This is a genomic window from Nostoc sp. (assembly GCF_036916655.1).
Classification (GTDB): Bacteria; Cyanobacteriota; Cyanobacteriia; order Cyanobacteriales; family Nostocaceae; genus Nostoc.
Genome location: NZ_JBALFY010000075.1, coordinates 1 through 13,893 on the forward strand (window position 1 = coordinate 1; position 13,893 = coordinate 13,893).

At 42.1% G+C, this 13,893-nt stretch carries 13 protein-coding genes and 2 tRNA genes; 7 read left to right on the forward strand and 8 right to left on the reverse strand.

The annotated features are described in order from the left end of the window. Positions 1-176 precede the first annotated feature (176 nt). A complete protein-coding gene (gene nadC / locus V7L31_RS21305; RefSeq protein ID WP_334698114.1) occupies positions 177-1,043 on the forward strand; it encodes a carboxylating nicotinate-nucleotide diphosphorylase in 867 nt (288 codons plus the stop codon). 15 nt (positions 1,044-1,058) lie between these two features. Here nadC and V7L31_RS21310 read toward each other — a convergent pair whose 3' ends face one another. From V7L31_RS21310 to V7L31_RS21330, 5 genes are all read right to left on the reverse strand, one after another. Continuing rightward, positions 1,059-1,391, reverse strand: coding sequence for a XisI protein (locus tag V7L31_RS21310; RefSeq protein WP_334698104.1), 333 nt, complete (start codon positions 1,389-1,391; stop codon positions 1,059-1,061). 73 nt (positions 1,392-1,464) lie between these two features. Beyond that, on the reverse strand, positions 1,465-1,929 hold the full coding sequence (locus V7L31_RS21315) for a hypothetical protein (RefSeq protein ID WP_334698105.1): 465 nt from the start codon (positions 1,927-1,929) through the stop codon (positions 1,465-1,467). A gap of 385 nt (positions 1,930-2,314) precedes the next feature. Beyond that, positions 2,315-2,818: a GNAT family N-acetyltransferase gene (locus tag V7L31_RS21320; RefSeq protein ID WP_334698106.1), complete on the reverse strand. Its 504-nt coding sequence runs from the start codon at positions 2,816-2,818 to the stop codon at positions 2,315-2,317. A 139-nt stretch (positions 2,819-2,957) separates the two neighbouring features. Next, positions 2,958-4,628, reverse strand: a complete 1,671-nt coding sequence (locus tag V7L31_RS21325; RefSeq protein WP_334698107.1) for an ABC transporter ATP-binding protein — start codon at positions 4,626-4,628, stop codon at positions 2,958-2,960. Positions 4,629-4,822: 194 nt separating this feature from the next. Next, positions 4,823-5,020: a hypothetical protein gene (locus tag V7L31_RS21330; RefSeq protein WP_334698108.1), complete on the reverse strand. Its 198-nt coding sequence runs from the start codon at positions 5,018-5,020 to the stop codon at positions 4,823-4,825. A gap of 225 nt (positions 5,021-5,245) precedes the next feature. Here V7L31_RS21330 and V7L31_RS21335 point away from each other — a divergent pair, with 225 nt between their 5' ends. After that, entirely contained in the window at positions 5,246-5,494 is a 249-nt protein-coding gene (locus V7L31_RS21335) for a hypothetical protein (RefSeq protein WP_334698109.1), read from the forward strand. Between the two features lie 14 nt (positions 5,495-5,508). On the opposite strand, the gene V7L31_RS21340 is transcribed toward V7L31_RS21335, so the two are convergent. Both V7L31_RS21340 and V7L31_RS21345 read right to left on the reverse strand, forming a co-directional pair. Continuing rightward, positions 5,509-6,291, reverse strand: a complete 783-nt coding sequence (locus V7L31_RS21340) for a TrmH family RNA methyltransferase (RefSeq protein ID WP_334698110.1) — start codon at positions 6,289-6,291, stop codon at positions 5,509-5,511. Positions 6,292-6,352: 61 nt separating this feature from the next. Next, positions 6,353-6,434: transfer RNA gene (locus tag V7L31_RS21345), tRNA-Leu, on the reverse strand. Positions 6,435-6,843: 409 nt separating this feature from the next. Here V7L31_RS21345 and murA point away from each other — a divergent pair. After that, positions 6,844-8,211 carry a UDP-N-acetylglucosamine 1-carboxyvinyltransferase gene (gene murA / locus V7L31_RS21350; RefSeq protein WP_334698115.1) on the forward strand — a complete coding sequence of 456 codons (1,368 nt, stop codon included), beginning with the start codon at positions 6,844-6,846 and terminating at the stop codon, positions 8,209-8,211. Between the two features lie 542 nt (positions 8,212-8,753). Here the strand turns inward: murA and V7L31_RS21355 are convergent. Further along, entirely contained in the window at positions 8,754-10,358 is a 1,605-nt protein-coding gene (locus V7L31_RS21355) for an iron uptake porin (protein WP_334698111.1), read from the reverse strand. A gap of 404 nt (positions 10,359-10,762) precedes the next feature. Here V7L31_RS21355 and V7L31_RS21360 point away from each other — a divergent pair, with 404 nt between their 5' ends. From V7L31_RS21360 to V7L31_RS21375, 4 genes are all read left to right on the forward strand, one after another. Next, on the forward strand, positions 10,763-11,704 hold the full coding sequence (locus V7L31_RS21360) for a metal ABC transporter substrate-binding protein (protein ID WP_334698116.1): 942 nt from the start codon (positions 10,763-10,765) through the stop codon (positions 11,702-11,704). 35 nt (positions 11,705-11,739) lie between these two features. After that, positions 11,740-12,510 carry a metal ABC transporter ATP-binding protein gene (locus V7L31_RS21365; protein WP_334698112.1) on the forward strand — a complete coding sequence of 257 codons (771 nt, stop codon included), beginning with the start codon at positions 11,740-11,742 and terminating at the stop codon, positions 12,508-12,510. An 11-nt stretch (positions 12,511-12,521) separates the two neighbouring features. Then, a complete protein-coding gene (locus V7L31_RS21370) occupies positions 12,522-13,394 on the forward strand; it encodes a metal ABC transporter permease (protein WP_334698113.1) in 873 nt (290 codons plus the stop codon). Positions 13,395-13,469: 75 nt separating this feature from the next. Then, positions 13,470-13,542: transfer RNA gene (locus V7L31_RS21375), tRNA-Phe, on the forward strand. Positions 13,543-13,893 lie beyond the last annotated feature (351 nt).

Consider the following 13,893-nt stretch of genomic DNA (forward strand, 5'->3'; position numbering starts at 1 on the left):
GTCGCTTTTGTTCGCTTCGCTTCAGGCACTTATTCAATATAGCGAACCCAATTCATTGTGTCAACTACTTTTTCCAAAATACTTTGGAACTGTTTCTTCGTCACTATCAAAGCCTTAGAGAGTAAGGAGTTTAGGCTATAGTATTGCTGGATGTCACTAAGGAAGCAATTAAAGTTGTGAGGAATTCTGGTTTTTTGCCGCCCTGGTTGGTTTTAGATCCACTGTTGCGTGGCTGGTTGATGGAGGATATTGGCAGGGGCGATCGCACTACAAATACCCTACTAATAGAAGATGTGACGCTAGGCTCTGCTAAATGGATCGCTAAAGCCTCAGGGATAATTACTGGCTTACCAATTGCAGCTAGGGTGTTTCAGATTTTGAATGAAAAAGTCAGCTTTGTAGCGGTGGCGAACGAGGGTGCATGGTGTGAGCCGGGACAGGTGGTAGCTGAAATTCATGGTTCGCTGGATGCGCTGTTGATGGGGGAACGAGTGGCGCTCAACTTGGCTATGCGATTGAGTGGAATTGCTACGCTGACTAATATATATGTAGAGAAAATTGCTGATTTACCTGCTCAGTTGGTGGACACGCGTAAAACTACGCCAGGGCTGAGATTGTTGGAAAAGTACGCGACTGCTTTGGGTGGGGCGATTAATCACCGTATGGGTTTGGATGATGCAGTGATGATTAAGGATAATCACATTGCGGCGGCTGGGGGAATTGGAGAAGCTGTTACCCGTATTCGTTCTCAGATTCCTTATCCCTTGACTATAGAGGTTGAGACAGAAAGTTTAGAGCAGGTGAAAGAAGCTTTGCAGCATAAGGCTGACATTATTATGTTGGACAATATGCCTCTGGATATGATGCGTCATGCGGTGCTGTTGATTCATCAGCAGGATAACCGAGTGAAAATTGAAGCTTCGGGGAATGTGACTTTGGAAACGATTCGCGCTGTGGCGGAAACGGGTGTTGACTATATTTCTAGCAGTGCGCCGATTACTCAGTCGAAGTGGCTAGATTTAAGTATGAGGATTGTACTTTAAATATCATGAGGTGAATCATCCTATTGCAAAGTCGGTGTAATGTCGCATTTTTGGAGGATCAAAGCCTAAAACAATGTCTTCTTTGGGGACACCGAGTTCAACTAACTGGTTTGCAATCCCAACCTCAGTACCATCTTGTTGAATCCAAATTTTGCCATCGATGATGTCTAGGTGAAGGACAGTGCCATACAGTCGCTTTGAACCGCGCCAACCAACGTAGACTAGTTGGTAGTGGTCGCGTTCAGTATCGAAAATAGTTTGGGCTTGGATGCGATCGTCCCACACGAGTTTGGCGCGTTCTGTTAGCAGGTTTTGGATGTGTTGTCGGTATTCCTTGACGGTAGCCATTGTTGAATTACCTCCCTATCAATATTGTAAATCAACAGGAAAAGCTGGCTTTATCAAATCAATGTCCTAATTCTTAGTTTCCTTTTAAGGCTCTTTGGCGGTTACCTGGTAAAAATCCCAATACTTTTGATAGTATTGGTGGCAAGAATGGTCTGACTAAGGTTGGTAAATTATTCATAATTGCTTCTGTCAATTTATTTAGAATACCCAAGGTTTCCTCAACCCAAGTAGGCTGTCTTTGAGTAATTTCCATATTTACCAAAAAAAGCTTTTCTTCTAAATTTCCTCTTTCTTCATGATAGTAATTAAAATCATTGTTACTTAACTTTCCTGCATTGTGCCAATTAGAAACATCATCTCCTAATTTCTCAGTGATAGAATAAATCTTAGCGTGATGTTCTGAATCTTCTAAATCTTCAGGAGAGTATTTATGAATTTCCAAAATCCAGAATCCTTGTTTTTGGTGTATTTTAGACTTAAGTAAATCGATTTCATTAAAAGCTCTTTTGAAAGCAACTTGAATTATTTTCGTACTCATAAATAGCTACGATATGGAATAAATTATCTCAACAGTACACTTAAAGAAAAGAGTCGATAAGTGTTATATTTATTGTTTTGACACATATCCAATTATTTTCCCATAGAAAAACTACTGAGTTAATTTATACGCTCACTAGATAAAAGTACTTAATCTATCGCACTAGCTTTGCTCAAGCTAGGATGTGAAATAAGAAGAGCGAGAAAAAAGCGATCGCTTTCTGAACTTTTTGGAACTAGATCAACAACGACAGCAAGAAAGACAACGAGCTGAACAAGCTGAAGCCGAGTTAGAAGCTCTCCGTGCTTTACTACAAGAACAGGGAATTAATTTAGACTAATTGTGAGCGAATTTAATTTACAAGTTTAAGAAAATAGCGATCGCTTTAAACAAAAGGTTTACTAATTCGCAGTCCCACGATCACTAAGTCCCGTTCAACGCTGTCAAGTTCGGCAATGTTAGGTAAATGTCCCCAGCGTTCAAAACCAAACGTTTCAAAGAGTTTTAAACTGGGCTGATTGTGGGCAAAAATGAAGCATACTAGGCTTTTTATACCCAAACTAGGACTTTCGTTAATTGCTTGTGCTAAGAGTTGCCGTCCCAAGCCAGACCGATGAAAGTTAGGGGCTATGTAAATACTAATTTCGGCAGTTTTACTATAGGCGGGTCGCCCATAAAAGGATTGGAAACTAAGCCATCCAGCGATTACTCCGTCTACTTCAATTACCCAAAGTGGACGTTGCGAAGGCGATCGCCCTTTAAACCAAGCAAGGCGACTTTCCACGGATACTGGTTCTAAGTCAGCCGTTGCCATGCGGCTGGGAACTGCGGCATTGTAAATTGCCACAATTGCAGGTAAGTCAGTTTCAGTCGCATGGCGAATAGTCATTGCTACCGTCTCGGAAAAATCTTCAGAAAATATTCAAAAATAATACAGTGTTAACAGTAGCAATTCTACGGCTTCTATCGTACTTGTCATAAGAGTTAGAAGTTAAGAGTTAGGAATTTTCAACTCATAACTCCTGATTTTATGCACGTGCTAGTAAGGGAGCAGCAGCTAGTAAGGTTTTGGTATAAGGATGCTGAGGATTGGCGAAAATCTGTTTTGTCAGACCGAGTTCGACAATTTTACCGCCATTCATCACGGCAATACGATCGCACAAAAATCGAGCTAACCAAAGGTCATGAGTAATGAATAGATAAGTTAACTCAAACTCTTCCTTTAATTGCAACATCAAATCCAGCACTTGCGACTGGACGCTAGCATCTAGCATACTCACTGGTTCATCGCAGATTAAGAGTTTAGGGTGAGTAATCAAAGCACGAGCGATCGCAACTCGTTGCTGTTGTCCTCCAGACAAATCTGATGGATATCGCTCATAATACGCTTCTGGCGGTGTTAGCCCAACTTTATTTAGCATCCACAAAACTTGTTCTTTTGCCTTGGCAGGGTTGGCTAAATTATGGATAAATAAAGGATCGGCGATACTTTGTCCCACTGTCATCGCTGGATTGAGACAAGCATGAGGGTCTTGAAAAACCATTTGTATTTGTCGCCGTGAGGAACGAATTTCTTGACGCGACAGTTTAGTTAAATCCTGTCCTAAAAACTCAACTTTGCCACTAGTGGGGCGAATTAGTTGCAAAATTGTTCGTGATAGTGTACTTTTTCCACAACCTGATTCCCCGACTAAGCCGAGAATTTCTCCTGAATAAATATCTAGGTTGATTCCATCTACTGCTTTAATTGTCTGCGTTTGTGTGTTAAAAAGTCGTTCGATAAAGTTAGGTTCTATGGTGTAGTGTTGCTTGAGTTCTGTAACGCTCAAAATTGGGGATTTTTCATTAATAATCGGTAATTGCTTTTCCGCCTCATTGGCAATGATCAACTCTCCATCATCATTTACTGCTTGAATGTGTAAAGCTGCTTTTAAGAGCGATCGCGTGTATTCATGTTGAGGTTGTCTAAATACGGTTTCTGTAGCACCCATTTCTACCATCTTGCCGTTGTACATCACGCCAATGCGATCGCAATACTCAGCCACCATTGCTAAATCGTGAGAAATCAGCAACAATCCCATGTTTTCTTCACCGCACAGACGAGTTAATTCTGTCAATATCTGCGCGGAGACGGTGACATCTAAACTGGTGGTGGGTTCATCGGCAACAATAAACTTAGGGTTGAGGAGTAAAGCTAGGGCGATCGCTACCCTTTGGCGCATCCCACCGCTAAACTCATGAGGAAACTGATTCCAACGACTAGGGGGAATATTCACCTTTGCCAAGGTAGCAAGTGCTTTTTCTTTCGCTTCCCGCGTTGATAATTGTGGTGAGTGCGCCTGGAGGGTTTCGATACAATGCTTACCAATTGTCATCAAGGGATCGAGGCGTGTCATGGGATCTTGAAAAACTAAGGCGATCGCTTCTCCCCGAAATTTCCGCAACTGGTTAGGTGTCAAGTCAAACACTGACTTTCCTTGAAATATCACCCGTCCCTCAACACGACTAGAGGCTGGTAGTAAACGCATTACTGCCCGTCCGATAGTTGACTTACCACAACCCGACTCTCCCACCAATCCCATTCTTTCACCTGGTTGTAAGGTGAAAGATACATCATCAACCGCCCAGCTTGCTTCTTCTCCACTCCGTTGAGGATAGGCAACTCGCAGATTTTCGATACAGAATAAGGCTTCACTCATAGTTTAGTTATCAGCCCTGAGCTACCAATTTTTATAATTTCAAATTTAGGATAGTCTATCAAATTAAGTATTAGACCTGTTTTATAAAACAGAATTCAGGAGTCAGAATTCTGAATTCAGAATTCTGTGTGACTGGTGGATAGCGCAGCGTAAAGCCTTCTCTACTCTTAGAGACGCTGCGCGAACGCTTAGGGCTAGTCTGCGATAGCGCAGCAATAGTGAGTATTTTCGAGTCGCGTCTTGATTCTGACTTCTTCTTCAAAAAACTTACCTAAACGTAGCCAAACTTGATTTAGTGTACCCGTAGCGATCGCGTTCAAGAGGCAGGAGTAACCTAAGCTTAAAAGCGTTGGACTTAGTTTGTATCTCACAGCACTTGATGCTCGTACCATTATCTTCTTTTTAAACCAAGTAATGACCCACAACTAAAGTAATCAATCATAATTCTTTCCTCCTGCCTTCTGCCTCCTCTCAATTGGAGACAGTTATCGATATTCTTGATAAGCACTGCTAAAGTTGATACAGCACACAACTATGATGTTATAAGTGCAAAATTTAAATCTGTAGGAACTAGAATCAAAATTAAGTCAGTAAATCAGGATTTTCAAGTTAATATTATGGAGCAAAATCAGCCAGAACAGCGCCGTGCTGCCGATCAAGTGTTTCAACAGTCCCTCGAACAGTTGGAGGATATCTTACAAGAAAATTTGACTGAGGAAGAGGAGATACCCCAACTGCATACTAGTAATTTCACTGAAGCTGAAATCGATCAAGACTTGATAGATATTGATTTAGCGGCTCTTGAAGACGCAGTTGCCGATATTGAAAAATATCTCGAAGAAATAACAAAAACCCAATTGGGATAAAAAGCTAAAATTTATTACTGACAAATTAGTTGCCGTTGAGCTTCGTATAACATTAAAGCGGCTGCGATCGCCACGTTCAGAGATTCCACCCCAGGACTCAAAGGAATTCTGACTTGCCGATCTGCGATCGCCGCTAAATCTGCCGACAATCCAGCACCTTCATTTCCCAGTAAAATCAGACTGGGTTTTCGCCAGTCTACTTCCCAATAAGTTAAAGTCGCATCGGGTAAGGTTGCCACTATTTGCATTCCTGCTTGCTGACTTTGTTGGACTGTCGCTTTTAAATCTTCGGTTACGGCTGTTGCGAGGCGAAACCATTGCCCTGCGGAAGCACGTAGAACTTTAGGACTATCCAAGTCTACACTATCTCCACTTACCCACAACCCCGATGCTCCAGCGGCGGCGGCAGTGCGGATCATTGTACCCAGGTTGCCGGGGTCTTGTATCGTTTCTAAAGCTAATACCAAACCAGTAAATGGTAGTTGAGTTTGGCGTTCCCTGCGTTTTGCCGTTGCCACTACACCATCCGGTTGGACTGTAGTAGCGATCGTATCCAAGACTTCTCTACTGACAATTTCGGCGCGGTCGCATCGGCTACAAGCTTCATCCCACAACGAAACGTGGGCTGCTTGCCAATCTGGGGTACAACACACGGTTTCTAGTGGGTAATTCACCGCACAAGCCTCTTCTAACAGGTGTGTCCCTTCTAGTAAAAATAACTGCTGTCTGTGCCGCTCCTTGGTGGAGTGCAGTTTGCGAATTTGCTTAACTAGAGAATTTTGTAAACTGGTCAACACAATTTTGGATTTTGGATTTTGGATTTTGGATTAATCTAAAATCCAAAATCCAAAATTAATATGCGGAACCCGGGACTTGAACCCGGAAGCCTTGCGGCACTAGAACCTGAATCTAGCGCGTCTGCCAATTCCGCCAGTTCCGCTGGCACTTGTAACTTATCGACAATTTCCTATTGTTGCGTAATTTTCTACCCTTGTCAAGTAAAAATCTAACGCCTAGTTCACAATCTCACACTCGAAACGAGTTATTCAAGCGATCGGTCAAATCAAAATATTAACTGAAACAATACAGCATTGATTTTTAGAGAACACTTAAGTTATTTTACTGAGTATTTAATTTTGCTTCAAACTACTACTTACTCATTATTTTTTATTAAATTTTTGAAAATCTCTAAACGCTTGCTATTGCTTATTTTCAGCCCGAATTTTTCACTCAAAAAACATTTTTTTATGCAAGATGCTGCTCTAAAACGTGGACATTTTGAATCTTTACTGTAGAATCAAAACCAACTTCAAACATATAAAATACGTATTACTTTTGGAGGTAGGCTTATTAATCCTTCTACCAGCTTACCAGATGCCAAAATTGCTCCAGAAGCAGACTCCTCAGTCTTGCAAATTTGGGGTGGGCATCCTTTGCGAGGTCATGTGAAAATTAGCGGGGCAAAAAATGCAGCACTGGTAATCATGGCTGGAGCCTTGCTGTGTCCGGGCGATTGTCGTATCCGCAATGTCCCCTTGTTAGCGGACGTAGAGCGTATGGGTCAGGTGTTATTGGCTTTGGGTGTGCAATTAACACGACAAGGCGACATTTTAGACATTAATGCCAGCGAGATTAAAACATCAAAAGCTCCTTACGAACTAGTTACCCAGTTGAGGGCGAGTTTTTTCGCCATTGGAGCCATTCTGGCAAGACTAGGAGTAGCACAGATGCCCTTACCAGGTGGTTGTGCTATTGGGGCAAGACCTGTTGACCTGCATGTTCGAGGACTGCAAGCAATGGGAGCAGAAGTACAAATTGAGCATGGCATTTGTAATGCCTACGTCCCTGGCAGCAGCCGGAGATTAAAAGGTGCGAAGATTTACTTAGACATCGCTAGTGTTGGAGCGACGGAAAATTTGATGATGGCGGCTACCCTGGCAGAGGGTGAAACGATCATCGAAAATGCTGCCAGAGAACCGGAAGTAGTTGATTTGGCTAACTTCTGTAATGCGATGGGAGCGAAGATTAAAGGGGCGGGGACTAGCAGAATTATTGTCGAAGGAGTCCCCAAATTGCATTCTGTTGACTACAGTATTATTCCCGATCGCATTGAGGCTGGGACGTTTTTGTTGGCAGCAGCAATTACCCGCTCAGAACTTCTTCTCTCGCCAGTGGCTCCAGAACACCTTATACCAGTCATTGCCAAGCTGCGGGATATTGGAGTGACAATAATTGAGGACAAGCCTGAACACTTACATATTCTGCCTGCGGAAACCCTCAAGGCAACGGATATTGAAACTCAATACCATCCAGGTTTTCCCACAGATATGCAAGCGCCATTCATGGCTTTGCTGACATTGGCAGAAGGCGACAGCGTGATTAACGAATCCGTCTTTGAAAATCGCTTGCGTCATGCCTCAGAGTTAAATCGCTTGGGGGCCGATATTCGTGTCAAAGGCAATGCTGCTTTCGTTCGGGGAGTACCAAAACTGTCTGGCGCACCAGTATTAGGTACAGACTTACGAGCATCGGCAGCGCTAGTCATCGCCGGACTGGCAGCAGAAGGACAAACCACAATTCAAGGATTACAGCACCTCGATCGCGGCTACGATCGACTTGATGTGAAGTTGCAGCAATTGGGGGCTAAAATCCTCCGCGTGGGCGAAACATCAGCAGACGCAGAAGTTGCTCCCACCATCAGTAGCTTGTCAAGTTGAAATTGATTTGGTTAAAACTGACCCTGGGATGAGGGTGACAAGGGAGATAAGGTAAAATTTTCTCTCCTTACTTCCCTTCATTCCCCCATCTATACCTTGCGATCTGCTAAATTCCCCTGATAGATAGAGGCTTTTAAGCTTTGTTAATATCTTTTTTTGATGAATATTCAGGAAAAATCTGTGTTGGCTGTTACAATATTGTTAAGAAAAGTTGCCCGTTGCATTTTGGGAACGCGCAATTGGGTTTTAACTCTCTTGAGAAGACAACGCAAAAAAACATTTTATAGACCAGCTGTGGGAGGCTGGTCTTTTTGTATTAAAGGTAGTTTAGGATTCGTATTTGATTTTTGAAAAAACTCAGTACACGTCTATTCCTTCTTCCCTGTTTCCTCTTTATACAAGTAAGTTCAGTAATCAAATCGGATTTCTATATTGTTCTGAGATATTAAGCCCAGTAAAAATACTGAACTTTATTTTTGAGAGCGCACACAAAATAAAAGACGCAAATTTATACTTTGCGCCTTCTTTTAACATTTTAAAAATTAGAAAGTGAATGTGGTTCTCACTGTACCAATCACAATATCGTCATTTTGATTGTTATGATCTGGTGCTGTCAGCCAGATAACTCCTGGGGTGATGCTGATATTGTCACTCAGCTTATATTGATAGAAACCTTCAATGTGATATGAAGTGTCTGGATCTTTGTTGATGCCTGCATTGCTGAGAGAACTGCTTACACTGGTAACTTTAGGTTCCATACCCACAACAATGCCTGCAACGTTACCTTTTTTACCAAGATCAGGAAAAGCTAAGGTGACGGCATAGTTCCAGATGTCAGCATCGCCAGGAGTAACTGAAAGAATACGAGCTTTGGTAAAGCCAGCCCAACCGCCAATCACAAATTTTGAGCTAGGTTGAAAGGATGCTTCTATACCGTAGGAGTTACTAGAAGCATTCTGCAAGATGTTATTAGCGTTATTGCTACCGCCACTACCATTGGCAAAAAAGGTATTGTTGTAAGCGTTAAGGTAGGTTAAACCAAGGGTAATTTGATTGGTAGGCTTAACAGTTAACTGCGCCATAGCACCATAAGCACCATTGAACAGTCCAGAACCTAGCTGAGGGTTAGCAGCATCATTCGCTAAATACCCCAAGCTTAGTTCCAGCTTATCGCTAAACTCGTGTTTGATCCCGATGCCAGTACCATTGGCTAGATAATAAATTGGGTTGCGAGTCCCAAAATGGGAAAGGGCACCGCTACCACCATCTCCATCTAGATATGGGTTGACTGTGTTAGTGAAATCATCAACTGCACCTGCATTTGCTTCCAAGGTGACGTTTGTTTTCTTACCGAGAGGGAACTGATACAACAACGCATCTATCACAACTCCATTACTGTTGTTACCACCAGCAAATCGGAAGTCACCTTCGGGTGTAAAGGTAGCAGTGCTAGAGAAGGGGTCTAAGTTTGTTGCCTGAAGTCTTGTTCTGAGTAAATCTTTACCTGTGAAACTGGTGTCGAGGTTCAGACGCACCCGATCTGCAAGGACAGTATTTTGGTTGACTTTTTGACCGTTAACTGTGTTTCCACTTACGACACTCGCGATCGCAATTACCACTTCCCCATTCAGTTTGGTTGTGGTTGAAAACTGATGTGCCTCCAATTCCGCAGTACGTGTTTCTACTGCATCCACCCGACCTCGAAGTGTCGCCAGTTCTGCTGAAAAGTTCTCTTGCAGCTTTTGTAATTTGGCTAAATCTTCTTTTGTCACCAAATCAGCTGTGCCAGTGGCTATTAGTTCGTTAACTCGATCCAGACAAGCATTCAAACCAGCAGCAAACTCATATCGCGTTAATGCCCGATTACCACGATAAGTGCTATTTGGGTAGCCTGCAATACAACCATAGCGCTCTACCAACGATTGTAAGGCTTGGAATGCCCAGTCTGTAGTTTGCACATCAGATAACTGAGACACTGCGGTAACTTGTGCCATTGTCTGATCTTTGGTGTTTGGACTAGCTGAAACTTGTGATTGATTGATTTCAGAAGTGCTGGATGTTTCACCTGCAAATACAGCCGTATTTACAAATAGCATTACACCGCAGACTGCTGGACTAAGTAGCAGATATTTACAGAATTTTTGCATTTTTCTCCTCACACTGATCTCTAACTCATACCTAAACCACGTTTTTTCAAACGCGTATCTTATGAGAATATTTCTCAGTAATTTTATCAGAAGTTAAGAACCTTTTTGAGAAAGAAGTCAAGAAATCCTAATTATTTAGGGAAAACTTAATTGCAAGGGGCTATACCCCATGAAAAATTTTGTTGTTACTCATTACACAAGAAATCTAGAATGATATTATTTGTTTTGAATGAGAATGAGAATTATTATAGTATAAAATTTAGAATAGGTCTCATTCTCAATGGAAACTGGGACAGAAGTAAAGTAGGCATCGGTTTTGAGGAGAAAACACCGTGATTGTAAATTACAGAGGACTTATAACTGGCAGGCAAAGAAGCGGCATCTTGCCCATCGTTGCTGCGCTAATGTTGTCAATGGCTACTGGCTGTAGTCAATCGAACTCGAATCAGGGAAAAACTTCCCAACAGTCGCCAAAAGTGCAAGAAGTTGGTTCTACCCCACCGGTGCAGTCGGGAAAAACTAAAGTAGTGACGACATTTTTGCCGATATATTTGTTTACTAAGGCGGTAACTGGAAATGTCGCAGATGTAGAAATTTTAGTACCACCGGGTACGGAGGTACATGAATATCAAGCGACACCAGAAAATGTTAAAGCGATCGCTACTGCTAATGTGTTAGTAAAAAATGGTTTAGGTTTGGAGGAATTTCTGGAAGGTACTGTCAAAAATGCCCAAAATCCCAAATTAACTGAAATTGATGCAAGCATTGGTATTAAACCCTTAAATGAAATTTCACCTGTTGTAAAAACAGCGCCAGATGAAAAAGACCACGACCACCTCCAAGGTAATCCTCATGTTTGGTTAGATCCAGTTTTGGCAAAACAGCAGGTAACAAATATTCGAGATGGATTAATTGCTGCCGACCCCGCAAACAAAGCTACTTACGAAGCAAATGCTACAGCTTATATTAAAAAATTAGAAAGTTTAAATAGCGAATTTCAGCAAGCTTTGCAAAAAAATCCCAGTTGCACCTTTATTACTTTTCATGATGCGTTTCCATATTTAGCTAAACGCTATAATCTCAAGCAAGTTGCGGTGGTAGAAATTCCCGAAGATCAACTGTCCCCAGCAGATGTACAAAATGCAATCAATGCTGTGAAAAAGTACAAAGTTAAAGCTTTATTTAGCGAACCCGGAGTAGATAATAAACTCCTGGTCAGTCTCTCAAAAGACTTGAAATTAACTTTGCGTCCTCTGGATTCTCTGGAAACTGGCGAAACCGATCCGCAGCATTATTTTAAAGCAATGAAAGCTAATCTGCAAATTTTAGAAACCTCCTGTAAATAAGTTGTAATTTGTCCTTTGTAAATAACTAATAACTAATGACCAATAATATTTTAAAAGTAGAAGGATTAACTGTTTACCAAGGCAGCTATCTAGCGGTTCGAGATGTTTCCTTTGAATTGTTGCCAGGAACAGATACAGCCATCGTTGGCCCTAATGGTGCTGGTAAAAGTACTTTGGTAAAAGCGGTTTTAGATTTGATACCTCGAAGTGCTGGGACAATTGAAATATTGGGTCGCCCAGTTAACAGACTGGGGCATTTACGCCACACGTTGGGCTATATGCCACAAAACTTCATTTTTGACCGCAGCTTTCCCATTTCTGTTAGGGAATTAGTAGGGTTGGGATGGACTAAGGAAGGGAAAAAAAAGAATTCATTTTTCTCCAGCCTATGGAAACAAGACCGAGAAAAATCGGTAGCAGTAACAGAAGCTTTACGGCGAACTGATGCTTATCATTTACAGCATCAAGCTATTGGTACTCTTAGCGGCGGTCAACTCAAGCGGGTTTTATTGGCTTATTGTTTGGTAATGCCTCGGAAGTTATTGGTACTAGATGAAGCCTTTGCTGGTGTTGATGTGCAAGGTGCAGCAGATTTTTATGCTTTGCTAAATGAATTAAAACGGGAAGAAGGTTGGACAGTATTGCAAGTTTCTCACGATATTGATATGGTAAATCGCCATTGCGATCGCGTGCTTTGTCTCAACCAAAGCATTGTTTGTACTGGTAAACCAGAAATTGCCCTTTCACCGCAAAACCTGTTAGCAACCTACGGCCCAGGTTTCAGCCGCTACCAGCACCAACATTAATGCCCATAAGTATGAATTTCTTCAATGATTGTCAGATATCTTGGCTTGCGATCGCCAATAATATTAATGACTTGATAAGTTTGTTACAACACCCCTTTATGCAGCGTGCGATCGTCGGTGCTGCCTTGATGGGAATACTTGGCGGGATGTTGGGTACTTTTGTCACCTTGCGCCAGTTATCATTTTTCAGCCACGCAGTAGGTCATGCAGCACTCGTAGGTGTGGCATTAGGCGTGCTGCTACAGATAAATCCTACTTGGATGCTATTACCTTTTACCTTAGTTTTTGGTGTTATTGTTCTTTACTTTATTGACAAAACCGATTTAGCTAGCGATAGCATACTTAGCATAGTGCTATCTGGGGCATTAGCGATCGGTTTAATTCTCACAAGCCAAATTAAAGGCTATCGTGGCAACTTGATGATTGTGCTGTTCGGAGATATTCTAGCGATCGACACCACAGATTTGGTTTTGACGTTGCTAGTACTTGTGGGAGGTAGCATATTTTTACTATCAACCATGCGGCAGCAAATTTTATTGACCCTTAATCCAGATGTAGCACAAGTTCAAGGTGTTCCCGTTCAATTGTACCGCTACGCTTTCGTGGTCTTGCTTTCACTCGCTGTTGCTGTCGCAATTAAAGCTGTTGGTGTTTTATTGGTGAACGCCTTTTTAGTTATTCCCGCCTCTACCGCTAAACTGATGAGTCACCACTTTAGCCACTTTCTAGCTATGTCGGTGATAGTTGGTTCCATTAGCAGTATTGCTGGCATTATGGTGTCAGGTCTTTTCAACTTGGCTTCTGGCCCAAGTATTGTTCTTGTCCAGTTTCTACTATTTGTAGCCGTTTTCATTTGGTTCAAGTTGAATTTGAAAGCTGCATAAATCTTTTTTCTCCAAGGGCTTGCTATATTCTTAGATGTTTGCTACATTGATTAATCGTGGCTCACAAAAGCCCCAGCCGGGATAGCTCAGTTGGTAGAGCAGAGGACTGAAAATCCTCGTGTCACCGGTTCAAGTCCGGTTCCTGGCACTTTTAAGACTGAATATCAAGCAATTTTGACCAAAAGTCATAAATTTTGGTTAGGCAGGGTTTAGTCAGAAGATTTTACCGCTTTTTCATGAACCAAAATGTGAGGAACCTGGGGGCGAACGTTATTATTCGCCATCAGTTCAAAAGCTCTTAATCACATTCGTAAAGTCGCGGAGTTTTTTCATATTTCGCCTGCTGCTTTTTTTGAATCATAAGAGGGAAAACTTTACAGATACTCATTGCGTGTGGACTTGACAGAATCCCCAGAGAGTTAGGAAGTGCGATCGCTTAATTGGGCTTGGTGCTGCTCTAACTCTTTCACCCGATTCTCTAGAAGTCCGTACCGAACAA

Excerpts from the sequence above, each read along its gene's own strand:
- V7L31_RS21310 (WP_334698104.1), bottom strand. The coding sequence starts at position 1,391 with ATGGCTACCGTCAAGGAATACCGACAACACATCCAAAACCTGCTAACA.
- V7L31_RS21315 (WP_334698105.1), bottom strand. The coding sequence starts at position 1,929 with ATGAGTACGAAAATAATTCAAGTTGCTTTCAAAAGAGCTTTTAATGAA.
- V7L31_RS21320 (WP_334698106.1), bottom strand. The coding sequence starts at position 2,818 with ATGACTATTCGCCATGCGACTGAAACTGACTTACCTGCAATTGTGGCA.
- V7L31_RS21325 (WP_334698107.1), bottom strand. The coding sequence starts at position 4,628 with ATGAGTGAAGCCTTATTCTGTATCGAAAATCTGCGAGTTGCCTATCCT.
- V7L31_RS21330 (WP_334698108.1), bottom strand. The coding sequence starts at position 5,020 with ATGGTACGAGCATCAAGTGCTGTGAGATACAAACTAAGTCCAACGCTT.
- V7L31_RS21335 (WP_334698109.1), top strand. The coding sequence starts at position 5,246 with ATGGAGCAAAATCAGCCAGAACAGCGCCGTGCTGCCGATCAAGTGTTT.
- V7L31_RS21355 (WP_334698111.1), bottom strand. The coding sequence starts at position 10,358 with ATGCAAAAATTCTGTAAATATCTGCTACTTAGTCCAGCAGTCTGCGGT.
- V7L31_RS21360 (WP_334698116.1), top strand. The coding sequence starts at position 10,763 with ATGTTGTCAATGGCTACTGGCTGTAGTCAATCGAACTCGAATCAGGGA.
- V7L31_RS21365 (WP_334698112.1), top strand. The coding sequence starts at position 11,740 with ATGACCAATAATATTTTAAAAGTAGAAGGATTAACTGTTTACCAAGGC.
- V7L31_RS21370 (WP_334698113.1), top strand. The coding sequence starts at position 12,522 with ATGAATTTCTTCAATGATTGTCAGATATCTTGGCTTGCGATCGCCAAT.